The 26,104-nt window shown below is 56.1% G+C and carries 19 protein-coding genes and 3 tRNA genes; 11 read left to right on the forward strand and 11 right to left on the reverse strand.

Features of this window, described 5'->3' with window-relative positions; translation table 11 throughout:
- Positions 1-278 precede the first annotated feature (278 nt).
- Positions 279-824: a SecY-interacting protein gene (gene syd / locus VPX56_RS18010; protein ID WP_263610324.1), complete on the reverse strand. Its 546-nt coding sequence runs from the start codon at positions 822-824 to the stop codon at positions 279-281.
- Between the two features lie 69 nt (positions 825-893).
- Here syd and queF point away from each other — a divergent pair, with 69 nt between their 5' ends.
- The 5 genes from queF to xni all read left to right on the forward strand — a co-directional run bounded on the left by queF (position 894) and on the right by xni (position 7,317).
- Positions 894-1,736: an NADPH-dependent 7-cyano-7-deazaguanine reductase QueF gene (queF, locus tag VPX56_RS18015; protein ID WP_131633686.1), complete on the forward strand. Its 843-nt coding sequence runs from the start codon at positions 894-896 to the stop codon at positions 1,734-1,736.
- A 116-nt stretch (positions 1,737-1,852) separates the two neighbouring features.
- Positions 1,853-3,217, forward strand: a complete 1,365-nt coding sequence (gene ppnN / locus VPX56_RS18020) for a nucleotide 5'-monophosphate nucleosidase PpnN (RefSeq protein ID WP_263610325.1) — start codon at positions 1,853-1,855, stop codon at positions 3,215-3,217.
- A gap of 511 nt (positions 3,218-3,728) precedes the next feature.
- On the forward strand, positions 3,729-5,018 hold the full coding sequence (locus VPX56_RS18025) for an HAAAP family serine/threonine permease (protein ID WP_131633684.1): 1,290 nt from the start codon (positions 3,729-3,731) through the stop codon (positions 5,016-5,018).
- 63 nt (positions 5,019-5,081) lie between these two features.
- The gene (locus tag VPX56_RS18030) at positions 5,082-6,449 is read left to right on the forward strand and encodes an L-serine ammonia-lyase (RefSeq protein ID WP_326468091.1); all 1,368 of its coding nucleotides are present in this window, start codon (positions 5,082-5,084) and stop codon (positions 6,447-6,449) included.
- Between the two features lie 112 nt (positions 6,450-6,561).
- On the forward strand, positions 6,562-7,317 hold the full coding sequence (gene xni / locus VPX56_RS18035; RefSeq protein WP_263610327.1) for a flap endonuclease Xni: 756 nt from the start codon (positions 6,562-6,564) through the stop codon (positions 7,315-7,317).
- 63 nt (positions 7,318-7,380) lie between these two features.
- On the opposite strand, the gene rlmM is transcribed toward xni, so the two are convergent.
- The 4 genes from rlmM to VPX56_RS18055 form a co-directional block, all read right to left on the reverse strand.
- On the reverse strand, positions 7,381-8,481 hold the full coding sequence (gene rlmM, locus VPX56_RS18040) for a 23S rRNA (cytidine(2498)-2'-O)-methyltransferase RlmM (protein ID WP_131633681.1): 1,101 nt from the start codon (positions 8,479-8,481) through the stop codon (positions 7,381-7,383).
- Positions 8,474-8,869, reverse strand: a complete 396-nt coding sequence (locus VPX56_RS18045) for a DUF423 domain-containing protein (RefSeq protein WP_003862756.1) — start codon at positions 8,867-8,869, stop codon at positions 8,474-8,476. The genes rlmM and VPX56_RS18045 overlap by 8 nt, the downstream gene beginning before the upstream one ends.
- Positions 8,870-8,908: 39 nt before the next feature.
- Positions 8,909-9,826, reverse strand: coding sequence for a glycine cleavage system transcriptional regulator GcvA (gene gcvA, locus VPX56_RS18050; RefSeq protein WP_263610328.1), 918 nt, complete (start codon positions 9,824-9,826; stop codon positions 8,909-8,911).
- A 349-nt stretch (positions 9,827-10,175) separates the two neighbouring features.
- The gene (locus VPX56_RS18055; RefSeq protein WP_008499648.1) at positions 10,176-10,403 is read right to left on the reverse strand and encodes a YgdI/YgdR family lipoprotein; all 228 of its coding nucleotides are present in this window, start codon (positions 10,401-10,403) and stop codon (positions 10,176-10,178) included.
- Positions 10,404-10,595: 192 nt separating this feature from the next.
- Here VPX56_RS18055 and csdA point away from each other — a divergent pair, with 192 nt between their 5' ends.
- Complete coding sequence (csdA, locus tag VPX56_RS18060) at positions 10,596-11,804, forward strand: cysteine desulfurase CsdA (protein ID WP_326472105.1); 1,209 nt, start codon at positions 10,596-10,598, stop codon at positions 11,802-11,804.
- Positions 11,801-12,247 carry a cysteine desulfurase sulfur acceptor subunit CsdE gene (gene csdE / locus VPX56_RS18065; RefSeq protein WP_326468095.1) on the forward strand — a complete coding sequence of 149 codons (447 nt, stop codon included), beginning with the start codon at positions 11,801-11,803 and terminating at the stop codon, positions 12,245-12,247. The genes csdA and csdE overlap by 4 nt, the downstream gene beginning before the upstream one ends.
- Here the strand turns inward: csdE and tcdA are convergent.
- Together tcdA and mltA are read right to left on the reverse strand one after the other, a co-directional pair.
- Positions 12,238-13,044 (reverse strand): tRNA cyclic N6-threonylcarbamoyladenosine(37) synthase TcdA, encoded by an 807-nt coding sequence (gene tcdA, locus VPX56_RS18070; RefSeq protein ID WP_326468097.1) that lies wholly within the window; start codon positions 13,042-13,044, stop codon positions 12,238-12,240. The two genes, csdE and tcdA, sit on opposite strands and share 10 nt — an antisense overlap.
- Positions 13,045-13,119: 75 nt before the next feature.
- Positions 13,120-14,217: a murein transglycosylase A gene (mltA, locus tag VPX56_RS18075; RefSeq protein WP_131633677.1), complete on the reverse strand. Its 1,098-nt coding sequence runs from the start codon at positions 14,215-14,217 to the stop codon at positions 13,120-13,122.
- A gap of 208 nt (positions 14,218-14,425) precedes the next feature.
- Here mltA and VPX56_RS18080 point away from each other — a divergent pair.
- The 3 genes from VPX56_RS18080 (at position 14,426) to VPX56_RS18090 (ending at position 14,871) form a co-directional block, all read left to right on the forward strand.
- Positions 14,426-14,502: transfer RNA gene (locus VPX56_RS18080), tRNA-Met, on the forward strand.
- A 171-nt stretch (positions 14,503-14,673) separates the two neighbouring features.
- Positions 14,674-14,750, forward strand: a tRNA-Met gene (locus VPX56_RS18085).
- 44 nt (positions 14,751-14,794) lie between these two features.
- Positions 14,795-14,871 (forward strand) — tRNA-Met (locus VPX56_RS18090).
- An 89-nt stretch (positions 14,872-14,960) separates the two neighbouring features.
- On the opposite strand, the gene amiC is transcribed toward VPX56_RS18090, so the two are convergent.
- Positions 14,961-16,214 (reverse strand): N-acetylmuramoyl-L-alanine amidase AmiC, encoded by a 1,254-nt coding sequence (gene amiC / locus VPX56_RS18095; RefSeq protein WP_131633676.1) that lies wholly within the window; start codon positions 16,212-16,214, stop codon positions 14,961-14,963.
- Positions 16,215-16,430: 216 nt separating this feature from the next.
- On the opposite strand from amiC, the gene argA reads away from it, so the two are divergent.
- Entirely contained in the window at positions 16,431-17,762 is a 1,332-nt protein-coding gene (gene argA, locus VPX56_RS18100; RefSeq protein ID WP_131633675.1) for an amino-acid N-acetyltransferase, read from the forward strand.
- Between the two features lie 32 nt (positions 17,763-17,794).
- Here the strand turns inward: argA and recD are convergent, their stop codons facing one another.
- Genes recD through ptrA form a run of 3 tightly spaced genes read right to left on the reverse strand, consistent with a single transcriptional unit; the run spans position 17,795 to position 26,033 of the window.
- Positions 17,795-19,615: an exodeoxyribonuclease V subunit alpha gene (recD, locus tag VPX56_RS18105; protein ID WP_326468102.1), complete on the reverse strand. Its 1,821-nt coding sequence runs from the start codon at positions 19,613-19,615 to the stop codon at positions 17,795-17,797.
- Entirely contained in the window at positions 19,612-23,154 is a 3,543-nt protein-coding gene (gene recB / locus VPX56_RS18110; protein ID WP_326468104.1) for an exodeoxyribonuclease V subunit beta, read from the reverse strand. Before recB ends, recD begins: the two co-directional genes overlap by 4 nt.
- Positions 23,151-26,033: a pitrilysin gene (gene ptrA / locus VPX56_RS18115; RefSeq protein ID WP_326468105.1), complete on the reverse strand. Its 2,883-nt coding sequence runs from the start codon at positions 26,031-26,033 to the stop codon at positions 23,151-23,153. The genes recB and ptrA overlap by 4 nt, the downstream gene beginning before the upstream one ends.
- Between the last annotated feature and the right edge of the window lie 71 nt (positions 26,034-26,104).

A 26,104-nucleotide genomic window follows, 5' to 3' on the forward strand; every position in this document is an offset into this window, starting at 1 on the left:
CCTGACGAGTCCTTTGTAAGAAACGCCATCATCCTGATGTTCGTCTCTCGTGTCGGCATCCTGTCGACAGAGATAGAATCCGCTATTCCGCTTCGTCTTACAACCCACTCTGTAAGCGCTGTATGCAGTAGCGCATCATCTACAAAGTCACAAAAACCCCATAAGCAAATGAAAAATAGGGCAATAATGATATGAATCCGATGAGACAATCCTGAATGTTTAAGCGATGTCTCACAAACCTTGTAAGAGATCTCTTACACACGCAGTAGCATCATGGATTACAGAAGGGGCTCAAGCTGGCTAAGGAAATCCGCAAGTGAAGGGGCGAGTACGTCGCGTTTGCGGGTGCCGAGCGTCTCTTTAACGACGTCTCCGGACAGGTTGCAGACGGAAATAATATCCAGCTCGCTGTCCAGGGTAGCGATAAAGAGCGTCGGAGAAAGCTTAAGGCGTTTTTGCGTGACCAGATGGCCAATCAGGTTTTCCTGAACGCGCTGGAGGTCGTCTTCACTCCAGGTCTGCAACAGCGTCAGCGATATGTCGGCAAAGCGCGCGGCCATATCCCCCGCTAGCTGCGTGGTATAAAACGCATGAACCGCTGGTTGTACCACAAGGTCCATTGCGCGTTCAACCGCATTTACATTCTGCTCACCCGTGAAGGGTTTGGGCTGCCAGAGTACGCTGTCCTCAAGGGTTGAGATAATGCATGGCGATGGCACACCATAAAGATCGGCGCTTTGCGGCCACGTACCCTGCTTTTCATGCCATGCGTCGCAGTAGCGGGTCGTGAAGGTCGTAAGGGCATTTGCAGTTTCGATATCCACCGATTTCTCTCTTCTTGTAAGACAGGATAAACTCAGCCCATAAGTGTACCTGTAAAGTGGCTATGAAACATGTCTTACGAAAATCATCAGGCGTTAACCGGCTTAACGCTGGGCAAATCGACCGACTACCGCGACACCTACGATGCAAGCCTGCTGCAGGGCGTGCCGCGCAGCCTGAACCGCGATCCGCTAGGCCTGCACGCCGACGCGCTGCCGTTTGTGGGCGGCGATATCTGGACGCTATACGAGCTGTCCTGGCTTAACGCTCGCGGCCTGCCGCAGGTGGCCGTCGGTCATGTGGAGCTGGATTACGCCAGCGTTAACCTGGTCGAGTCGAAAAGCTTCAAGCTCTATCTCAATAGCTTTAACCAGACCAAATTCGACAGCTGGGACGACGTACAGCGCACGCTGGAACGGGATTTACGCGCCTGCGCCCAGGGCGACGTAGCGGTTTCGCTGTACCGCCTGCACGAGCTGGAAGGGCAACCCATCGCCCACTTCAGCGGCGCCTGCATTGACGATCAGGACATTGAAGTTGAAAGCTACGAGTTCAGTACCGACTACCTCGAAAACGCGGCAAGCGGCAAGGTTGTTGAAGAGACGCTGGTCAGCCATCTGCTGAAGTCCAACTGCCTGATTACCCATCAGCCGGACTGGGGCTCGGTGCAGATCCAGTACCGCGGCCCGAAAATCGATCGGGAAAAGCTGCTGCGCTATCTGGTGTCGTTCCGCCATCACAACGAATTCCACGAGCAGTGCGTGGAGCGCATTTTTAACGACATCATGCGCTTCTGCCAGCCTGAAAAGCTGAGCGTTTACGCGCGCTACACCCGCCGCGGCGGTCTGGACATCAACCCGTGGCGTACCAATACCGATTTTGTGCCTGCCACCGGGCGGCTAGTCCGGCAGTAATATAAATATTTTCATAATATGCGGCCGGTATTCCGCGCCGGGTGTTGTGAAACGTCATAAGCCAGGGCTATTGTAATCAACAGGGAAAGACGATAATCGTCCCGTAAGGAGCTCACTTGATTACACATATTAGCCCGCTTGGCTCAATGGATATGTTGTCGCAGCTGGAAGTGGACATGCTTAAACGCACGGCCAGTAGCGACCTTTATCAACTGTTTCGTAACTGTTCACTTGCCGTACTGAACTCCGGAAGCCTGACCGACAACAGTAAAGAGCTGCTGTCCCGCTTCGAAAGCTTTGATATCAACGTGCTGCGCCGCGAGCGCGGCGTGAAGCTTGAGGTCATCAACCCGCCGGAAGAGGCCTTTGTCGACGGTCGCATTATTCGCTCTCTGCAGGCCAACCTGTTTGCCGTGCTGCGCGACATTCTGTTCGTGAACGGACAGATCCACAATGCCGGGCGCTTCCAGCACCTCGACCTGGAAAGCTCCGTCCATATTACAAACCTTGTATTCTCTATTCTGCGCAACGCCCGTGCCCTGCACGTGGGCGAAGCGCCGAATATGGTTGTCTGCTGGGGCGGGCACTCCATTAACGAAACCGAATACCTGTATGCCCGCCGGGTAGGCACCCAGCTTGGCCTGCGCGAGCTTAACATCTGCACCGGCTGTGGCCCGGGTGCGATGGAAGCGCCAATGAAAGGGGCGGCGGTGGGTCATGCCCAGCAGCGCTATAAAGAAGGGCGTTTCATCGGCATGACCGAACCGTCCATTATTGCGGCTGAACCGCCTAACCCGCTGGTGAATGAACTGATCATCATGCCGGATATCGAGAAACGCCTTGAAGCGTTTGTCCGTATCGCCCACGGCATTATCATCTTCCCGGGCGGCGTAGGCACGGCAGAAGAGCTGCTTTACCTGCTGGGTATTTTGATGAACCCGGCAAACAAAAACCAGGTCCTGCCGCTGATCCTGACCGGGCCGAAAGAGAGCGCCGACTACTTCCGCGTGCTGGACGAATTTATCGTGCACACCCTTGGTGAAGATGCGCGTCGTCACTATCGCATCATCATTGACGATGCCGCGGAAGTGGCCCGCCAGATGAAAAAAGCGATGCCGCTGGTGAAAGAGAACCGTCGCGATACCGGCGATGCCTACAGCTTTAACTGGTCGATCCGCATCGCGCCGGATCTGCAGATCCCGTTTGAGCCATCGCATGAGAATATGGCGAACCTGAAACTGTATCCCGACCAGCCTGTGGAAGTGCTGGCTGCCGACCTGCGTCGCGCCTTCTCCGGCATCGTGGCGGGTAACGTGAAAGAGGTCGGTATCCGCGCCATAGAAGAGTTTGGGCCGTATAAGATCCACGGCGACCCGGAGATGATGCGCCGCATGGATGACATGCTGCAGGGCTTTGTCGCTCAGCACCGCATGAAGCTGCCGGGTTCGGCCTACATCCCTTGCTACGAAATCATCAAATAACGCTTTTCTCCTCTGTTGAAGCCGGATCGCGTCCAACGCGTTCCGGCTTTTTTATTACTGATGCAATTCATTAGCATCTTCTATGTCATTTACTAATCCATCCCCAACGCAAACGATTACCTGGAATGACAAACCGTAAATTATCAGCCTTAATCAAAATTACCTGCCACAAAATCCTATAAAGCCATTTCTTTACAGCGTAAGTCTCCTAACTTACGGCCCAGTCTTTCAGGCTACATGTCGTTAATGGTAGCCTTCGCGCCCGTAAATTCTCTTTGATGTTTTTTTAACAGATAAATGGTCTAAACATGCCCACATAGAGAGTGGATTATTGCATTTGGGATCAGGATCACTGAAGGATTCATAACTTGAATGTATCTTTCCGCCCGCCAATAGTTACGGGCGAAAATTATTAAAAAACCGTCACTGAACGAATTTCATATTACCGTCAGGCACTTTTTCATCGGATTTGACTAGAAACCTGACAATTTGCTTCCTCCAGGAGATACAGATGGAAACCACTCAAACCAGCACCGTTGCTTCGATTGATTCCCGAAGCGGTTGGCGCAAAACGGATACCATGTGGATGCTTGGCCTTTACGGCACGGCAATCGGCGCTGGTGTACTGTTCCTTCCTATCAACGCAGGCGTCGGCGGTCTGATCCCGCTGATCATCATGGCGATCATCGCTTTCCCGATGACCTTCTTTGCACACCGCGGCCTGACCCGCTTCGTGCTGTCCGGTAAAAATCCGGGCGAAGACATTACGGAAGTGGTTGAAGAGCACTTCGGCATCGGCGCAGGTAAACTGATTACCCTGCTCTACTTCTTCGCCATTTACCCGATTCTGCTGGTTTACAGCGTCGCCATCACCAACACCGTTGAAAGCTTCATGACGCACCAGCTGCAGATGACGCCGCCACCGCGCGCCATTCTGTCTCTGATCCTGATCGTCGGCATGATGACCATCGTGCGCTTCGGCGAGCAGATGATCGTTAAAGCGATGAGCATTCTGGTGTTCCCGTTTGTTGCCGCCCTGATGGTCCTGGCCTGCTACCTGATCCCACAGTGGAACGGTGCGGCGCTGGAAACCCTGTCCATGAGCAGCGCATCCGCGACCGGTAACGGCCTGCTGCTGACGCTGTGGCTGGCCATTCCGGTAATGGTGTTCTCCTTCAACCACTCGCCAATCATCTCCTCCTTCGCGGTTGCGAAGCGTGAAGAGTACGGCAACGGTGCAGAGAAGAAGTGCTCCAGCATTCTGGCGCGCGCTCACGTGATGATGGTTCTGACCGTGATGTTCTTCGTCTTCAGCTGCGTGCTGAGCCTCTCCCCTGCGGATCTGGCGGCGGCGAAAGAGCAGAACATCTCTATCCTGTCTTACCTGGCAAACCACTTTAACGCACCGCTGATTGCGTGGATGGCACCGATCATCGCGATTATCGCTATCACCAAATCCTTCCTGGGCCACTACCTGGGCGCACGTGAAGGCTTCAACGGTATGGTGATTAAATCTCTGCGCGGTAAAGGTAAGAGCATTGAAATCAACAAGCTGAACAAAATCACTGCGCTGTTCATGCTGCTCACCACCTGGGCGGTAGCGACCCTGAACCCAAGCATCCTGGGCATGATTGAAACCCTGGGCGGCCCGGTTATCGCGATGATTCTGTTCCTGATGCCGATGTACGCGATTCAGAAAGTGCCTGCGATGCGTAAATACAGCGGCCATATCAGCAACGTTTTCGTTGTGATTATGGGCCTGATTGCCATCTCCGCTATTTTCTACTCGCTGTTCAGCTAATACCTCCTGCGCCGCTCTCGGGCGGCGCACTCCTCCCCTCTGACTGATAGCAATGGACGCATCATGATTAGCGTATTCGATATCTTCAAAATCGGTATTGGTCCTTCCAGCTCTCACACCGTCGGACCAATGAAGGCCGGTAAACAATTCACGGATGACTTGATTGCACGCGGCATTTTGCACGACATCACCCGCGTGGTTGTCGATGTATACGGTTCCCTTTCCCTGACCGGTAAGGGCCACCATACCGATATCGCCATTATCATGGGCCTGGCGGGAAACCTGCCGGACACCGTTGATATTGACGCGATCCCAGGCTTCATCCAGGACGTAAACACCCACGGTCGTTTACTGCTGGCGAACGGCGAGCATGAGGTTGAATTCCCGGTTGATCACTGCATGAACTTCCATGCTGACAACCTGTCGCTGCACGAAAACGGCATGCGCATTACCGCGCTGGCCGGCGACAAGGCGGTTTACAGCCAGACGTATTACTCCATCGGCGGCGGTTTTATCGTCGACGAAGACCACTTTGGTCAAACCAACAGTTCTGCTGTTGAAGTGCCTTATCCGTACAAAAACGCGGCGGACTTACAGCGCCACTGCCAGGAAACGGGGCTTTCTCTCTCCGGCCTGATGATGAAAAACGAACTGGCGCTGCACAGCAAAGAAGAGCTGGAGCAACACTTTGCAAACGTCTGGGACGTGATGCGCGGCGGCATCGAGCGCGGGATCACCACCGAAGGCGTTCTGCCGGGCAAGCTGCGGGTGCCGCGCCGTGCGGCAGCGCTGCGCCGTATGCTGGTCAGCACCGACAAAACCACGACCGACCCGATGGCCGTTGTCGACTGGATCAACATGTTCGCACTGGCGGTGAACGAAGAGAACGCCGCGGGCGGCCGCGTCGTCACCGCGCCAACCAACGGTGCGTGCGGTATCGTTCCGGCGGTGCTGGCTTATTACGACAAGTTTATCCGCGAAGTGAACGCAAACTCACTGGCGCGATACATGCTGGTCGCCAGCGCGATTGGCTCACTGTACAAGATGAACGCCTCCATTTCCGGTGCGGAAGTGGGCTGTCAGGGTGAAGTCGGCGTGGCTTGCTCCATGGCGGCGGCGGGTCTGGCAGAGCTGCTGGGCGCAAGCCCGACTCAGGTATGCATTGCGGCTGAAATCGGTATGGAACATAACCTGGGACTGACCTGCGACCCGGTCGCCGGACAGGTGCAGGTGCCGTGCATCGAGCGTAACGCGATCGCCTCCGTGAAGGCGGTGAACGCGGCGCGTATGGCGCTGCGCCGCACCAGCGAACCGCGCGTCTGTCTCGATAAAGTTATCGAAACCATGTACGAAACGGGTAAAGATATGAACGCCAAATACCGCGAAACCTCGCGCGGCGGCCTGGCGATGAAGATCGTGACCTGCGATTAAGCCTCTCGGGAAGCCTCGTTTTGCGAGGCTTCTTCCTGTTTTCCCTCTCGCTATTCGTTTCATCCTGCCGACAGTGATACCCTTTACCCATTAGATTTTAGGGAGAATATCTGTGGCCGTTCACTTGCTTATCGTCGATGCACTCAACCTGATCCGCCGTATCCATGCGGTACAAGGCACGCCCTGCAAGGACACCTGCCTGCACGCGCTTGAACAGCTTATCCGCCATAGCGAACCCACCCATGCGGTTGCCGTGTTCGACGACGAAGCGCGCAACACGGGCTGGCGACACCAGCGCCTGCCCGACTATAAAGCCGGACGCGCACCGATGCCGGACGACCTTCACGCTGAATTGCCCGTGATACGTGCAGCCTTTGAGCAGCGTGGCGTACCCTGCTGGGGCGCAGAGGGTAACGAAGCAGACGATCTGGCCGCCACGCTGGCCGTCAAAGTCGCCGGTGCCGGACATCAGGCGACCATTGTCTCTACCGACAAAGGCTACTGCCAGCTACTCTCCCCCACTATTCGTATCCGCGACTACTTTCAAAAACGCTGGCTGGACGCGCCGTTTATCGCCAGCGAGTTCGGCGTCTCGCCAGAGCAACTGCCTGACTACTGGGGGCTGGCGGGAATTAGCAGCTCGAAAGTTCCAGGTGTAGCCGGTATTGGACCGAAGAGTGCCGCGCAGCTGCTGACGGATTTTCAACGTCTGGAAGGGATTTATGCCCGGCTTGATGACGTGCCGGAGAAATGGCGCAAGAAGCTGGAGGCGCATAAAGAGATGGCGTTTATCTGCCGGGAGATAGCCACGCTACAAACGGATCTGCAGCTGGACGGGAATTTACAGCAGCTGCGGTTAGAACGTTAAAAAGGACTACACGATTTTGTAGGCCCGGTAAGCGCAGCGCCACCGGGCAAAACAAAGCACGTACTATCGCTCGTCGCGACGTCCGCCGACCGCAGCCCACCAGCGACGAATGTGTACCGTCACCTCTTCGCGGTCGTGATACAGCTGGCGCGCCTGAATGACCACGTTAATGCCGTGCTCGTCCATCTGCTCCTGAATGTAGGCCAGGTTCTGAGAAACTTCCTCGTAGCGCTTTTTCATCGGCAGCTTGAGGTTGAAGATCGTCTCACGACACCAGCCGTTTACCAGCCAGGATGCCATCAGCGCGGCCACTTTCGCCGGCTTCTCAACCATATCGCACACCATCCAGGAGATGTTGTTGCGGGTTGGACGGTAGCGGAAACCGTCTTCACGCAGCCAGGTCACCTGTCCGGTATCCATCAGGCTTTGCGCCATCGGGCCGTTATCGACAGACGACACCCACATGTTGCGCTTCACCAGCTGATAGGTCCAGCCGCCCGGACATGCGCCCAGATCGACCGCATACATGCCGTTTGCCAGGCGTTCGTCCCACTCATCCGCCGGGATAAAGACGTGGAACGCCTCTTCCAGCTTCAGCGTTGAACGGCTCGGCGCATCGGATGGGAAGCGCAAGCGCGGGATGCCCATAAAGAACGGGGAGTTGTTTGTGGTATACGAATAGCCGGTATAGCAGCAGCCAGGGGCGATAAAGAAGATATGCACCACCGGACGTTTTGGCGTTTCGTAGTTGGTTAACACGCCCGCGTCACGCAGCGCCGCGCGCAGCGGAACCGTGAATTTACGGCAGAACTTCATCAGCTCTTTGCTTTCGTTGGTATCCGCCACCTCAACGCGCAGATCGCCGCCCTTCTCCACCACGCCCTGCAGCATGCCGACAATCGGCGTGATGCGGTCTTCCGGCGGCAGATCCTTCAGCAGCTCGCCCGCAACAAACATCTGGCGCGCAAAAATCAGCGAGCTGAACGGCAGCTCGCGCGCCAGCCTGTCGGCATCCTCAGGCTGATAGCACTCGAAGATGACGTAGCCCGCATTCTCTTTCACGCGGGCAAAGCCGAAGACCTCGCGCTTCGCCGCTTTGTCCGTAATTTCCGCGGCGCACTCTTTCTCAAACCCCGGGCGACAATATAAAACAACCTTATTCATGAACAACGCCCTTGCGTTTCAGACGGATGGCTCCGATAAACATTAATACCCAACCTGCCAGGAAGCTGACGCCGCCGACAGGTGTAACAAACGCCCAAAGGCGCAGATGCGAGAGCGCAAGGCAGTACAGGCTACCGCTAAACAGCACGGTACCCAGCGCCAGGAATACGCTGCTCCAGTAAAACCAGATGCTGATTCGGCGCTGCATCGCCACCGCCAGGCCAAAGATCGCCAGCGTATGGAAAGCCTGATATTCAAGGCCGGTCTGGATCCAGCCCATTTCAACGACGCCCAAAGACTTGCTTAGCACATGCGCGCCAAAGGCACCCAGTGCAACAAAAATAAAGCCACTCACCGCGGCAAAAATCAGCATGAAACGGCTGGTCATGTGTCGATCCTAAAGTGATGCGTGCTCAGCACACAAAAGTTATTGTTCATACCTGAAGCGGAATTTTTCTTGCTCGTTCGCCGCTTTGGACAGTATCCACTGTCGGAAGGCGGCTATTTTACCCAGTTCTGCCTGACTGTCATGACAAACCAGATAAAACGCATTCTTGCTGACCAGAACATCATTAAATGGGCAAACCAGACGGCCCGCCTCAATTTCGGACTGCGCCATGACGTTGTTCGCCAACGCCACGCCCTGCCCGTGAATGGCAGCCTGTAACACCATCGCGCTGTGGCTAAAAATGGGCCCCTGCTGCACGTTTATATGGTTAAGACCTAATTGGCGGGTATAAGTTTGCCAGTCACGGCGAGAAGCATCATGTAAAAGCGTATGTTGCGCCAAATCCGCGGGCGTCTTCAGCGCCTTCTCGCCCGTCAGCAGCAAAGGTGAGCAGACCGGCAGCAGATATTCTGCGTATAATTTTTCTACGCGCAAGCCCGGCCAGTTGCCGCGACCGTAAAAAATAGCCACGTCCACATCGTCCGCGAGCTTGTCTTCCTGACGATCCACCGCCTGGATTCGAACATCAATTCCCGGATAAGCTGAGTTAAAGCTTGAGAGCCTTGGCACCAGCCACTGAATGGCAAAACTGGGCAATAAACTGACGGTCAACGCACCTTTTGCACTGCGCGCCTGCAGCTTGCGTGTGGCTTCGGTAAGCTGGGAAAAAATCTCTTTGATATCCTGAAAATAGCTTTGGCCTTCTTCAGTCAGCAGCAGGGAACGGTTGCGTCGGCGGAACAGCTTTAGCCCCAGAAAATCCTCCAGGGACTTGATTTGGTGACTTACTGCGGCCTGCGTCACAAAAAGCTCATCTGCTGCGCGGGTGAAGCTCAGGTGACGTGCTGCTGCATCAAAAACACGTAATGCATTGAGGGGTGGCAATCGCTTTGACATGGTTATCTGGCTTAGATGTTAACAAGATTTAACATATAGGAAACAATGCTTAACCTATTAGTTTTTTTTATCTGAGCCATTATAATTTGTCCGTTGAGGAACTACCAGCAAATACCTATAGTGGCGGCACTTCCTGAGCCGGAACGAAAAGCTTTTTTTGGAATGCGTGTTCTGAAGGGCTTTTGGCTTACGGTTGTGATGTTGTGTTGTTGTGTTTGCAATTGGTCTGCGATTCAGACCACGGTAGCAACGCTACCAATTTTTCACTTCCTGTACATTTACCCTGTCTGTCCATAGTGATTAATGTAGCACCGCCAATTTGCGGTGCTTTTTTTTGCCTGTCGAACTGTTAATGCTCGATTTCTTTCATCTCTTTCACGTCCGTGCGGTTGATCTGCTGCTTGTTCCCGTTAGCATCTTTGTATGAAATCATCCCGGTATCATTATCGGTTGTCGGTTTCCCTTCCGAAACGATAGAACGACCATCATTGGTGTGCATCACGTAGTTATTACCAGAACAGGCGCTCAGAGCAAAAGTAAACGCACAGGCAGAAATGATTGCAGCTGTCTTATTCATGATTATTCTCCTTTAGCAATTAATGCTATTCAAACCTCGATTTATAACAGGCTAAAACATCCACCTAACACTATTTAGCATAACCTGCTTTTCTGAGGTCGCCAGGATATGCAGACAAATCTTATAGATACCAACCTCCTTGCCCTGCCGATGAAATTGCGCGACGATCTCTTTATCGACATGAGGAATTCCATGAACGCTTTCAGTCCTGCGCAGTTTCGCGCACAGTTTCCGGCGCTGGCCGATGCCGGAATTTACCTTGATAGCGCAGCCACTGCGCTGAAGCCGCAGGCGGTTATCGAGGCGACGCAGCAGTTTTACAGCCTGAGCGCCGGGAACGTGCATCGCAGCCAGTTTGCCGAAGCGCAGCGCCTGACGGCGCAATACGAAGCCGCACGGGATCAGGTTGCGCGCCTGATCAACGCCGAAAGCGGGAAGAACATCGTCTGGACGCGCGGCACCACCGAGGCCATTAATATGGTGGCGCAGTGCTATGCACGCCCGATGCTGCAGCCGGGCGATGAGATCATCGTCAGCGAAGCGGAACATCATGCCAACCTGGTACCATGGCTGATGGTGGCAGAGCAGACGGGCGCGCGCATTGTGAAGCTTCCGCTGGGTGCCGATCTCCTGCCGGACGTGGGGCGTCTGCCTGAGCTTATCGGCTCGCGCAGCCGTATTCTGGCGCTGGGCCAGATGTCTAACGTCACCGGCGGCTGTCCGGATTTGGCTCGCGCTATTGAGATTGCCCATGCCAGCGGCATGGTGGTGATGGTTGATGGTGCGCAGGGCGTGGTGCATTTTCCGGCGGACGTGCAAAAGCTTGATATCGATTTCTATGCCTTCTCAGGACACAAGCTCTACGGGCCAACCGGGAGCGGCGCGCTGTACGGCAAACCCGACCTGCTGGCACAAATGACGCCGTGGCTCGGCGGCGGCAAGATGATCACCGAAGTGACCTTCGACGGCTTTAAAACTCAGGACGTGCCTTATCGTCTGGAGGCCGGTACGCCCAACGTGGCCGGTGTCATCGGCCTGAGCGCCGCGCTGGAATGGCTGGCGGAAACCGACGTGGTCCAGGCTGAGCGCTGGAGCCGAAGCCTGGCGACGCTGGCGGAAGAGGAACTCAAAAAACGACCGGGCTTCCGTTCGTTTCGCGTACAGGATTCCAGCCTTCTCGCCTTCGATTTTGCGGGCGTACATCATAGCGATATGGTGACCCTGCTCGCTGAATACGGCATTGCCCTGCGCGCCGGCCAGCATTGCGCCCAGCCGCTTCTGGCGGCGCTGGGCGTTAGCGGTACGCTACGCGCCTCGTTTGCCCCGTATAACACGCAAAGCGATGTCGACGCGCTCGTTGACGCCGTTGACCGCGCCCTTGAACTCCTGGTGGATGAATGACTAGCCCAGCTTTAGCCGGACACCCGTTCGGCTCCGTCATAACCGAAGAGACGTTAAAACATACCTTCACCCCACTCACACAGTGGGAAGATAAATATCGCCAGCTGATCCTGCTCGGAAAGCAGCTGCCTGCCCTCTCTGACGAACTGAAAGCGCAGGCAAAAGAGATCCCGGGCTGCGAGAACCGCGTATGGCTGGGGTTTAGCGTTTCTGACGGGAAGATGCATTTCTTTGGCGACAGCGAAGGCCGCATCGTACGCGGTCTGCTGGCGGTGCTGTTAACCGCGGTGGAAGGCAAAAGCGCCGCCGATCTGCAGGCGCATTCGCCGCTGGTGCTGTTTGATGAGCTAGGGCTACGTGCCCAGCTTAGCGCCTCGCGCAGTCAGGGTTTGACCGCGCTGAGCGACGCGGTACTGGACGCCGCGCGTGAGGCTCAGGCCTGACGTTCCGCCTTCGCCATCATCTTCTTCAGGGCGTGAGACACCGCCACAAAACCGAAAGACGCGGTCACCATGGTGGCCGCGCCAAAGCCTGACGCGCAGTCCATCCGTTTTGGCCCTTCCGCCGTACTCTTCATCGCACAGACCGACCCATCCGCCTGCGGGTAGACCAGCGCTTCGGTCGAGAACACACAGTCGACGCCGAGCTTGCCCTTGCTGTTCTTCACCACGTTGAAGTCGTGTTTTAAACGCTCGCGCAGCTTGGCGGCCAGCGGATCCTGAATCGTTTTCGCCAGATCGGCGACCTGGATCTGTGTGGGATCGATTTGCCCGCCCGCACCGCCGGTAGTCACCAGCGGAACCTTATACCGGCGGCAGTATGCGATCAGGGCCGCTTTAGGACGCACGCTGTCGATGGCGTCAATGACGTAGCTGTAGCCTTTGCTCATGTACTCCGCAACGTTATCAGCCGTCACGAAGTCATCGATTACCGTCACCCGGCACTCAGGGTTGATCAGACGAATACGCTCCGCCATGACCTCTGACTTTGCGAGGCCAACGCTATCGCGCAGGGCGTGGATCTGCCGGTTGGTATTGGTCACACAGACGTCATCCATATCAATCAGCGTGATTGCGCCAATGCCGGTTCTCGCCAGCGCTTCCGCCGCCCATGAGCCCACGCCGCCAATGCCCACCACGCAGACGTGCGCATCCGCAAACAGCTGCAGGGCTTTTTCACCGTATAAACGTGCCGTGCCGCCAAAACGCTGGCGCCAGGCATCGCTAATTACCACAGACATAAAACCTCAGATGTAAAAAGGGTGAGGTATTCCTCACCCTGAACAGTAATCCGTATTGCGCTCAGAATACCACACTCAGCCGCTGAATACGTTTCCGGCACCAGGCGCTGCCTTCAGCACCCATACGCGTCCATAGTGGTTATACCAGCCCGCGCGATGGCCTGCGTCAGGGCCAATGCCCTGATAAATATCGAAGTGCTGGCCTTTAATCGCGCCGCCGACGTCCAGCGCGACCATCAGGCGCAGTTCATATTGACCGCTGAATTTGCCGTTATTGTCCAGAAGAGGGACTTCAGCCAGCAGCGTGGTGCCCGCAGGAATGATAGAACGATCCGATGCGACGGACGCGCGGCCAATCAGCGGCACGGCGCTCGCCCCTTTCACCGGCGCGAAGTTTTGCGGCTTGAAGAAGACGAACGACGGGTTCTGCTCAAGAAGCTCACGCACCTCGGCTTCGCTGTGCTTTTCGCCCCACTCGCGGATCGCCTGCATCGACATATCTTCTTTCTTCACTTCGCCGCGGTCGATCAGCACCTTGCCGATACTGCGATAGGCATGGCCGTTTTTACCGGAATAGCTGAAGAAGTTAAGCGGGGAGCCGTCACCGAAATCAATGTAGCCGCTGCCCTGCACGTCCATGATGAAGTTATCCATCAGCGAGTTACTGTAGGCCAGGACGTAGTTTTCGCTTAGCGCACCGGCGTAGATCTCAGCGCGCGACGGCAGGCGGCCGCGTTTTGGCGGCATACGGTAAATAGGGTACTGGAACTCACCCTGGCGCGTGTGGCGAGCCTGAATCACTGGCGTGTAATACCCGGTAAACTGGACGTTACCGTAATTATCCGCCCCTTCCATCTGCCAGGCATCGATACCAAACTGGCGCATGTTGCGCGTATCGCCGCCCGCGCGCAGCCAGTCCTGTACCGCGCTATAAACGTTATTCTGTGAACCGTACAGGCGCGGTGACGCATTGCGGATCTGATAGACCTGCTCGGAGAAATCTCCGGCGTTAATCGGTGCGCCTACGGCATCAGGCTGGTTAACTAAGGAGAAAGGCTGGGATAACTTCCCGTCTTTATACTGTTGACCGCGATCGGTCGGTTTAGAAGAGCAGGCCGCAAGAATCGCCACCATTGCGCCTGTCATTAGATACTTCGCCCAACGTCCTTTCATTATATCTCGTCTTTAAGTTGCCTTTATCCGCGTGATGAAGATAACAAACCGCCAAAGCTAATGAAATGCAATCGCATGCCCTTTGGCAAATTTTGCACAAAAAATAGTCCAAAGGGAGCCATGTCGTTCAATTTGCATACAAAATCATGTTTTATGTGAAAAAGGGGTTGCATCACAAACCTATCCGAGTATAGTGCGCATCCACGGACGCGGGGTGGAGCAGCCTGGTAGCTCGTCGGGCTCATAACCCGAAGGTCGTCGGTTCAAATCCGGCCCCCGCAACCAATTAAAATTTGATGAAGTATCTTCTACGACAGTAGAAATTTTTGCGAAGTAGTTCGAATCACAGCAAGGCGACGACGCAGTGAATCCTTAGGAACTTACTCAAGTAAGTGACTGAGGTGAACGGGGAAAGTCAACGCAGATGTGGTTTGAAATACGAAGCAAAAAGACGGACGCGGGGTGGAGCAGCCTGGTAGCTCGTCGGGCTCATAACCCGAAGGTCGTCGGTTCAAATCCGGCCCCCGCAACCAATCAAATTTGAAGAAGTAAGTTTCTACAACAGTAGAAAGACGGACGCGGGGTGGAGCAGCCTGGTAGCTCGTCGGGCTCATAACCCGAAGGTCGTCGGTTCAAATCCGGCCCCCGCAACCAATACTTCTAAAAACAATAAACACCCTTCAGGGTGTTTTTTTGTATCTGCAGTTTGTGAAAACTGCCGGGCGATAGCCCGGCGTACAGCATTAGCCACGTCGCGCCAGCGTCGCCCCGTCCGAGAAATACGCCCGTATCCCTGCCAGAATCGACTCCGCCACTTCCTGCTGGAATTTAGCGGTCTTGAGCTTACGTTCCTCTTCCACGTTGCTGATAAACGCGGTTTCGACCAGGATGGACGGAATATCCGGCGCTTTCAGCACCGCAAACCCGGCCTGCTCGACGCTGTTTTTATGCAGCTTATTGATATTGCCCAGCTTGCCCAGCACCGCCTTACCAAATTTCAGGCTGTCGGTAATGGTCAACGACTGCACCATATCGAACATGGTGTGGTCGACGTAGCGATCGCCGCTTTTGCCCACCCCACCGATAAGATCCGAGGCGTTCTGCGTATCGGCAAGATATCGCGCCGCCGTACTGGTCGCCCCTTTTGTGGAAAGCGCGAATACCGAAGAGCCGCTCGGCTGACGGCTGGTAAACGCATCCGCATGAATCGAGACGAAAAGATCCGCGCGCTGCTTCTGCGCTTTTGCCACCCGCACCTTCAGCGGGATAAAGACGTCTTCATTACGCGTCATGTAGGCGCGCATATTGCCTTCTTTATCGATTAAGGCCTTGAGACGACGAGCGATCTGCAGCACCACGTCTTTTTCGCGGGTGTGATATTTCCCGACGGCTCCCGAGTCTTCCCCACCGTGGCCGGGATCGAGCATGATCACAATCGGACGGTCGCGCCCTGCCTTCCCGGGCTGCGGGCCGCTTTGCGCTGGTGGAACCTGCCTGTCGAGATCGCCTTTGTTGTAATCCTCAAGCAATGCCAGGAGCGGGTCCTGAATATCCGTTGCATTGGCCGGATAAAGATCCATAACCAGACGCTCCTTAAAGGCAGCTACGGGCGCAAGGGCGAACAGCTGAGGCTTAACGTTCTGCTTTAGCTCAAACACCATGCGCACGGTTTGCGGATCGAACTGCCCCACGCGCGCCGATTTGATAAAAGGATCGTCGCCGCGGATCTGCGCCGCCATCCCCTTTAGCACGGAGTTCAGGTTCACACCTTCGAGATCCACCACGACACGTTCAGGATTGCTGAGGGCAAATTGCTTATATTTCAACACGCGATTGGATTCTACCGTCACGCGCGTATAGGTCGACGAGGGCCAGACGCGCACAGCCACAACCTGGCTTGTGGCGGCAAGACCCACCTGACTGACGCTAAGCAACCACATTGCCCCGGCCCCTTTTAATAAACGGCGGCGGCTTATTGCTGAATTGGATCCCGACATGCTTCTCCCGAGCAAGAAATACAAAAAGTCCAAATTGACCGAAAACTTTAACGAATGACGCATAAACTGTCATCTATAAAAGGGTAAACAATCATACGTTAACGCACGGATTACTTATTCTTTTCTGTGTGCCGGAGAAAATTTAGGCTTGCACACGCGCCCACAATCGAATAAAAATACATAAATTACGAATAAACATTCATTAAGGGTTGTGCCATGGTGAAGGAACGTAGAACCGAACTGGTCCAGGGATTCCGCCATTCTGTTCCCTATATCAATACCCATCGGGGAAAAACGTTTGTCATCATGCTCGGCGGCGAAGCCATTGAGCATGAAAACTTTTCCAGCATTGTCAACGACATCGGCCTACTGCACAGCCTTGGCATCCGCCTGGTCGTGGTGTACGGCGCCCGCCCGCAGATTGATGCTAACCTGGCCTCTCATCACCATGAGCCGATTTATCACAAGCATACCCGCGTCACGGATGCCAAAACCCTTGAACTGGTTAAGCAGGCGGCGGGTCTGCTTCAGCTGGACATCACCGCTCGCCTGTCGATGAGCCTGAACAACACGCCGTTGCAGGGGGCGCATATTAACGTCGTGAGCGGCAACTTCATCATCGCCCAGCCTCTCGGCGTGGACGATGGCGTGGATTACTGCCACAGCGGCCGTATTCGCCGTATTGATGAAGAGGCGATTCACCGCCAGCTGGACAGCGGTGCCATCGTGCTGATGGGCCCCGTGGCCGTTTCCGTCACAGGCGAAAGCTTTAACCTCACGTCTGAAGAGATCGCCACGCAGTTAGCCATCAAGCTGAAGGCGGAAAAGATGATTGGGTTTTGCTCCTCTCAGGGCGTCGAAAACGAAGAAGGGGTGATTGTGCCTGAGTTATTCCCTAACGAGGCGCAGGCGCGCGTCGAAGAGCTGGAAGAGGCGGGAGATTACCACTCCGGCACCGTGCGCTTTCTGCGCGGCGCCGTAAAAGCCTGCCGCAGCGGCGTGCGCCGCAGCCACCTGATCAGCTATCAGGAAGACGGCGCCCTGCTGCAGGAGCTGTTCTCACGCGACGGTATCGGCACGCAGATTGTGATGGAGAGCGCGGAGCAGATCCGCCGCGCCACCATTAACGATATCGGCGGTATTCTGGAACTGATCCGTCCGCTGGAGCAGCAAGGCATTCTGGTTCGCCGCTCGCGTGAACAGCTGGAAATGGAGATCGACAAATTCACCATCATCCAGCGCGATAACCTGACCATTGCCTGCGCCGCGCTTTATCCCTTCCCGGAAGAGAAGATCGGCGAAATGGCCTGCGTTGCCGTGCATCCGGACTACCGCAGCTCGTCACGCGGCGAAGTGCTGCTGGAGCGCGTGGCGGCACAGGCTCGCCAGATTGGGCTCAGCAAGCTGTTCGTGCTGACGACGCGCAGCATTCACTGGTTCCAGGAACGCGGCTTCACGCCGGTGGATATTGACTCGCTGCCGGAGAGCAAGAAAGAGATGTATAACTATCAGCGCCGTTCAAAAGTCCTGATGGCCGACCTGGGATGAGCCAACGCCCTCGCCGAAGGTGGAGGGCTTGCCTATGCTGACTCAAAAATCGCGCTTAACCCGCTTCGCCGCTCCGTACGCGCGGCGATTGCTTGTACCAGCACCCGCTCATCGGTATACAGCGACAGGCGCTGACGCGCACGGGTGATTGCGGTGTAGATAAGCTCACGGGTAATAACCGGTGAGAGCTGCGTAGGCAGGATCAGCGCCGCATGGGTAAATTCAGACCCCTGTGATTTGTGCACCGTCATCGCCCAGGCCGTCTCATGCTCCGGTAAACGGCTTGGCTGCACGGACTTCACGCTGCCATCCGGCATCTGGAACCAGACGCGCAGTCCCTGTCCACGGTCAAGCGCAATTCCGATATCCCCGTTGAACAGGCCCAGCGCGCTGTCGTTGCGGGAAATCATCACCGGCCGGCCTTCATACCAGCGAGAGTGCGGCTGACGCATGATTTTACGTTTCTGAGCCAGTAGCTGTTCCAGCCTGTCATTCAGACCGCTTACGCCGAAAGGCCCTTCCCTCAAGGCACACAGCAGCTGATATTCGCCAAAGGCGGCGATGACCTGCTCCGGCGCGTTCTGCTGCTGAACGCCGGTCAAAAAGTGCTGATACCCCTGCAAGGCGTCATTTAGCATCGCCTGATACTCTTCCCCGGTTTGCAGCGATTTCTTCTCGATATCGGTGAAGGTGCCGTCGAATACCGCCCGAGTGGTGTGGCGATCGCCGCGGTTTACCGCCGCAGCCAGCCGGCCGATGCCGGAGTCACTGCCAAAGCGGTAGCTTTTTTGCAGCAGACAGAGGCTGTCGCGCAGCGCGGCTGCCTGCGGAACGCTGTTGGCTTCCAGCGCGCATCCCGTCAGGCGCGCCAGCTCCTGGGCGCGCGCGGCGGTATAGCCATAGCTGGCGTAGGTGCAGATATCGCCTAGCACCGCGCCCGCTTCAACGGAGGCGAGCTGATCGCGGTCGCCCAGGAAAATAACGCGAGCGTGAGGCGGCAGCGCATCGATTAGCCGCGACATCATCGTCAGGTCAATCATCGAAGCCTCATCCACCACCAGCACGTCCAGATGCAGCGGGTTTCCGACATGGTAACGCAGGCGTTGGCTGCCCGGCTGCGCGCCGAGCAAGCGGTGCAGCGTGCTCGCGTCTTTAGGGAAAAGCGCCAGCTGAGCATCGCTAAGAGGCAGCTTTTGCATCGCCCCACCCAGAGATTCCGTCAGGCGGGCCGCCGCTTTACCCGTGGGCGCCGCCAGGCGAATACGGCATTTCTGCTCACCGGAAAGCTGAATCAGCGCAGCAAGCAGTTTTGCAACGGTGGTCGTTTTCCCCGTCCCCGGACCGCCAGAAATCACCGAAATGCGCCGCGTTAACGCTACCGCCGCAGCCACTTTCTGCCAGTCCAGGGCCTCGGTGGAGATAAACAGAGAGTCCAGCGTTTGCCGGAGCTGTGCTTCATCGCACGGTAGCGGGGCGTTGGTCTCGCTAAAGAAGCGCGCTACCGTCAGTTCGTTGCGCCACAATCGGTTAAGGTATAAGCGCTCCCCGATGAGGATGAGCGGCGTCTGGGTATCCGACAGGCTGACCGCAGGTGAATCCAATAGCACCGTCTGCCAGTCCACCGAGTCACCGAGCAGGGCGAAGCAAGACTGCAGGGCTGCAGGCATGCTTGCATCAATAGCCAGGCGCGAAAGCGGCAGGCAGACGTGCCCCTCCCCTGCATCTTTGCTGAGCATTGCCGCAGCAAGCATCACCGCAGGCTGCTCACCGGCAACCATCATCGCAAACTGTACATCCAGCTGGCGCAGCAAGCGTTGCTCTACCGCGTCCAGCAATAATTCCTGCATCGTCATGCCACCTCCTCCGTGCCTGCGGCAAACAGATTATCCATTTTTTCAATGAGTTCCACATCAGGACGGGTAGTGAAGATACCTGAGTGCGGGTCAGCGGCATCCACGCCGCGCAGGAACAGATAGATGACCCCGCCAAAGTGTTCTTCGTAACGGTAATCCGCGATGCGATGGCGCAGGTAGCGATGCAGCGCCAGGGTATACAGCTGATACTGCAGATCGTAGCGATGCATTTGCATGGCGGATGCCATCGCCTGTTGCGTGTAGGCTTCGCTGTTCTCGCCAAGCCAGTTCGATTTGTAATCCAGCAGGTAGTAACGGCCTTCGTGCCGGAAGACAAGGTCGATAAAACCTTTCAACATGCCCTGAACCTGGCGGAAACCGAGCGGCGTGCAGCCGGCAGACAGCGGGTCGTATTCGCGAATGAGCGCATCCAGCGCGTCCGCCTTCAGCGGGCTGGCGATAGGGAGATAAAACTCCATCTCAACCTGCTTATCCCGGGCGGTTAACCGGCTGAGAGAAATACCCTGCTCCGTGAGCGGCGCCTGCAAAATGGCGTTAATCCAGTCCCTAAGCACCGGCTGCCATTGCACGTCGTAGCCCCCGCTCTGCAGCATTTTCAGCACCCACTCGTCAGAGACGGGCTGAGTGAAATCCAGCTCTTCGAACAGGCTGTGCAAAAAGGTCCCTGGCGACGCGCCGCGTGGAAACTGATGCGGCGTCAGTACCGGCTCAACCGGCACGCTGCCGGTGCCTGCAGCATCGACGTCCAGCTTTGGCATCAGATCCTGTGCGATGCTCTGACCGTGCTGCTGTAAACCGGAATAGCTGGTGACGCGCCAGTCGTCCACAATGGTGCGCGCGATCTGACGGGCGTTCAGCTCCGCTTCGCGCTGTTCCGGCATCTCCCAGCGGCTGTTGTCCGGAGAGGACGGGATATGCAGGGCAATATGATCGTTGCAGAGTGATTCGAGACACTGGCGCAGCCCTGCCGCGTCTTTTGGCTCACCGAGCTGAATAAGCCGCCCGAGAGCGCTCAAATGAAAATCGGTTTCCCCCGCCTTCTCTCCCCGACGGCGGAAAAGTGGAGCGACGCCCAGGCTACAGTGCCAGACGGAGCGGGTCAGCGCGACGTAGAGCAGGCGTAAATCTTCCGCCAGACGCTCGGCTTCGGCCAGCTCAACGCTGGACTCGGCGTTGCTTAAATCAAGGACCGCTTCAAACGAGTCGCGATCGTGATAAAACGCCTGATCCTGCACGCGATAGTTCGCAATAAACGGCAGCCAGACCAGCGGATATTCCAGCCCTTTCGATTTATGAATGGTGACGATTTGCACCAGGTGCCTGTCACTCTCAAGACGCATCTGCTGGCTTGAAGCGTTGCTGTTTGGGTCGGCGATTTGCTGCGACAGCCAGCGCACCAGCGCGTGTTCGCTCTCCAGCTGCGTCCCCGCTTCCTGCAGCAGCTCGCTAATATGCAAGATATCGGTAAGGCGACGCTCGCCGCCTGCCGTCGCGAGCATATTCTCGGCAAGGTGGCGCTGCGCCAACAGTTCGCGCAGCATCGCCATCACGCCGCGTTTTTGCCAGCGCTCACGATAGTGAACAAACTCTTCCACCACCGCGTCCCAGGCGACTTCATCGCTGTTCAGCGCATCGATATCCCGGGCGTTCAGCCCGAGCATGGCGCTGGCCAGCGCGCTGCGAAGCGTACTCTCACGCTCCGGTGCCAGCACGGCCTGCAGCAGCCACAGCATCTCCTGGGCTTCCAGGGTTTCAAACACGCTATCGCGGTTGGAGAGATAAACGGACGGAATATTCAGCAACGTCAGCGCATCGCGTACGAGTGAAGCCTCCTGGCGACTCCGCACCAGCACCGTGATGTCGGAGGCTTTTACAGGCGTGGATTTCTCACCTTTCCAGAGCACCGCGTCACCGCGAGCGCCCGCGCTGAGCCAGTCTCGAATTTGCGCGGCACAGTGCTGCGCCATCGCATTTTGATAGTCAGCAACGCCATAACCTTCGCCCTCCAGCAGCCAGAAGTTCATGGCTGGCTGCGTCGCACCGTTGAATTCAAAGCGCAAAGAGGCATTTTTCGCGGCGGATTTTACCGGCTTAAAGGGAATTTCCTTGAACATGAAAGCCGTATCCATACGCTCGAACAGCGCGTTAACGCTTTCAACCATGCCGGGCGAGGAACGCCAGTTGGTGTCCAGAGTGTAATGCGCTGCGACCTCGCTACGGGCCTTCATGTAGGTAAAAATGTCGGCGCCACGGAAGGCGTAAATGGCCTGCTTAGGGTCACCGATCAGCAACAGTGCGGTATCCGGCTGGTGTCGCCAGATACGGCGGAAAATACGGTACTGCTGGGGGTCGGTATCCTGAAATTCATCAATCATTGCGACCGGGAAGCGGGTACGGATTGCAGAGGCAAGCGCTTCACCGTTTTCACTGCTCAACGCCGCGTCCAGGCGGCTTAACATATCGTCAAAACCAAGCTCGCCCCGACGGCGTTTTTCACGCGATACCGCTTCGCGGATCTCCGTCATGGCGCGGGTGATAACCAAATCATTGAGGGTTAACGGCTCGGCGAGCAGGGCCTCAATGGCCACAAAGAGGGCGTGCTCAGGGACAATGCCATCGGCTTTGGTTCGCTCGACCAGGAAACGCTGGGAAAATTTTTCCAGCGCATCCGGGAGCTGATAGCCGCGGGTCTCTTCCTGCGCCCAGGCGCTGATCTTGTCGATCCATTTGCCCTGATTGCCACGGTTGAATTTGCGTCTGTCGATCCCGGAATTTTCGACAATCGCTTCAATCTCACCGACGGAGGCGTTCCACTTCTGCTTAAAGGCCGCAATTTGGGCGATAATCTTTTCATGGCGAGAAGCCAGGGTTTCATCCGCAGGCGGCGGGGATTTAATGACCGGCGCTTCACCCTGCAAATAGCGATCGATAGCGCGCAAAAGGGCTTCCGGGCCACTCCACAATGCATGTACCGCTTCGGCGATATCGCGCTGCAGAGGATAACAGTGGCGACGCCAGAAGTCGGCGCAGGCCTGATAGCGCAGCAGGGACTCATCTTCAATAAGCTGCTGCTCAAAGAGCATGCCGGATTCAAACGCGTTGAGGCTCAGCATACGCTGACAGAAGCCGTGAATGGTGAAGACGGACGCTTCGTCCATCTGCCGCTCAGCCAGCAGCAGCCATTGTGCGGCCTGTTGCTTATCGGCAATCTCTTCCAGAAGGCTCGCGTAAAGCGGGTTATCCGTGCTCTGACGCAGACAGGCGATGCGCAGTTCGTGAATGTTGGAACGAATTCGGCCTCGCAGCTCAGCGGTGGCTGCCTCGGTAAAGGTAACCACCAGCAGCTCTTCCACGCTGAGGGGGCGTGGAAAAGCCGCGTTTCCGCCAAGCCCCAGCAGCAGGCGCAGATAGAGCGCGGCTATGGTAAAGGTTTTTCCCGTTCCCGCTGAGGCTTCAATCAATCGTTCACCCTGTAGAGGTAAACGTAAGGGATCAAGGGACTCAGCGGTATCGGTCATTCTTTCTTACTCCAGGGCATAGATTGCTGCAGTGCAGTGACGCTCTTCCAGACTTTCCAGCCTTTCGGGTCTACGTATTCCGTTTTCCCGTTCTGGCTACCGGAAACCTGTGACAGGATGGCAATTCCCTGCGGCTTGATAACCGCCTGATGGAAGAAGTCGGCAACCTTCTGCGGCGTCAGCTGTTTTATCTCGGCCACTACTTTATCACGCGAATCAAATTTCATATTACCGCGATCGAAATCTTTGCTCAGTTGGGATGCTTCTTCACCCAGCGTCTGCGGCGGCTGCATGACCTGCGCGATGACGGCCTGCTGGATCTGAGCAAACTCTTCCGGCTTCATTGCGCGCAATTTTTCTTCTGCCTGCGGGAAGAACGCCTGATAGCGCTGCCAGAGATACGCAGGCTGCTTATCGCTGCTTTGCAGCAGGAAACCAAGCCCCCACTGCCTACCCACGTTCATAGAGAAGGCAAACACCGCGTAGCCAAGCTGTTCTTCCGTGCGCAGCTGGTTGTAGAACCACGGCTGGATAATTTGTCCAAGTACGGCGCTTTGCGCAGAGCTGGCAAACTCATCATAGCCCTTCGGTACGAATACGGCGGCCAGCGCGGAATCGGTGCTGCTCCCCGCTTTCTCGAAAATCACATTCTGCTTTTTCTCAACCAGGACATCCTGGTTGCGACACCACTCGTCGCCTTTTGAACCCAGCTGCGTTCGCACATCGTTCGCCAGGGCTTTAGCCCGTTCCTCGCTCATGTTCCCGACAATGAGGAACTCCGGACGCGTGTTGGTTTTCAGCGAATCACGGTAGGCCAGCACGTCTTTTAAAGAGATGGATGGCAGAAGCGCCCGACGATCTTCACGCTGGAAATAGGGGATTTGGGAGAGCATCTGTGCAGGCATAATCGCCTGATCGTACGCTTTGCCCTTCTCCGCCGAATCCATCATTTGCGCATACCAGGATTTAGCCTGCTCAAGCTGTTCTTCGGTTGGCGTGTAGCTGAAGTAGCCTTCCAGCAAGGCCTGGAACAGCTGTGGCAAACGCTGAGTATAGCCGTTCGCATTCACCATCAGCCCGTTATTGGCGTTGGTAGAGAAGCTGATCCCACCGACAGCAGCCTGATTGCTGAGCTGGTCCAGCGCGATACCGGCCAGATAGTCATTGAGGGCAAACATCACCTGGTTTTTTGCGCTGTCCATCGCTTTCGGATTGCGCAGCACGACGCTGACATCCGCTTTCGGCTCGCTGGCAAAATAGCGGCTTGGCGCGTACACCACGCGCAGCGTCGGTTCATCGATAATCAGTTTTGGGTGCGGGTAATCCTTCGTGGTTTTAATCAGCGAAAAATTATCCGGGATGTAGGGGTTCAGCTCGGGCATCTGCAGCGCAATCTCTCCGGCCTTTTTCTGCCAGTCGGCGAAGGTCTGGGCGCTGATCTTATCTACCTGATAAGGAGCGTCGACAAAGTAGGCCGTTTTGTTATGCGGCTCGTTCGGGCTGATATACCAGACTCGCGCATTTTGCGGGGTCATCATCGCCAGACGCGCTTTTATCGCCTCCGCATCATACTGGTCAGCAATATTCACCGCGTCCAGCGTGTGCGCGACCGGCACGCGGATCATTGTATCCGCCAGCCATTCAACGTAGTCCATATCGCGCGTGATTGACGGATAACGGAAATCGAGATCCAGCACGTGGGCCAGTTCATCAAAGTAGTGCTTATCAACGCCCTTTTCGCGCAGCAAAGAGAGGTAGCTGAAGATAGCCGCCACGACCTCATCGCGGTGCGCCAGACCTTTGTCCGTCAGGGTTGCTGAGATCGCCAGCACGCCGCTGTTGCCGTTCACAACGGGATCGGAATCTGCACGAATGCCTTCTACCAGCCCCTGCTTTTGCAGCCAGTCGGACAGCGTACCCGGGCTACGGTTACCGATAAGATAGGTCACCAGCTCATCGGTTTTGCTGCGAAACTGCGCCGTGTTGTTATCAATACGGAACTCCACGCGCAGGACTTTGCGGGGCATGGCAGGGACGTAGTGGATCACGATCCCTTTTTGCGCGTCGGTCACGACCGGAACGTCAATCTTTGGCAGATCGATGTTTTTATTCGGTACCCGCCCAAACGTCTGTGATGCAATGCTTGCCAGCTCCGGCAACGGTTTGTTGCTGTAGATGACAGCTTTCATAAGATTGGCGGAGTAGTAGTTATCACGAAATGCGTGCAGCGCGTCGAGCACCGGGCTGCCCGGCTTGTCGCTCAGCGTCTCAAGGTTACCGCCGGAAAAACGCGACCCCGGGTGCGCCGGGTTGATGGTTTCGGCGCTCACCTGCGCCATGCGCATACCGTCTCGCGTGCGTGCCATGGTCAGTTCGGCATTCACCGCATTGCGTTCGCGATCGGCGTATTTTTTATCGAGCAGCGGTGCGGCGATAGCATCAGCCAGGCGGTCTACCGCCCCTTCCAGCGCATCGTTTTCAACTTCGAGGTAAAATGCAGTGCGGTACGGTGCGGTACTGGCATTATGGCTGCCGCCATGCATTTTAAGGAATTCGGAGAGGCTATCTGGCTGCGGGTATTTTTTGGAACCCATCAGCGTCATATGCTCCAGATAGTGCGCAAGCCCTGGGTGGGCTTCAGGATCTTGCAGCGAGCCTACCGGCACAACGAGCGCGGACAGAGACTTTACCGCCTGCGGATCGGAAACCAGCAGCACGGTCATCCCGTTATCAAGGCGAATAGCCTGATACTGGCGGGTATCTTTTTCGCTCTTACGGATAGTTTCCTGAACGGGTTGCCAACCGGAATCTGCCTGAGTGACTGGAGCCCAAAGGGCGACAAACAAAACGAACGCTTTAAACAAGGTGCTGCCTGGCATTACGACCTCTTTATCACGGCTACATCATTAACAAACTGCGTGCTGGACACGCCAGCATCTCTTTCTTTGGG

It is taken from the genome of Enterobacter wuhouensis (assembly GCF_035835995.1).
GTDB lineage: Bacteria > Pseudomonadota > Gammaproteobacteria > Enterobacterales > Enterobacteriaceae > Enterobacter > Enterobacter wuhouensis.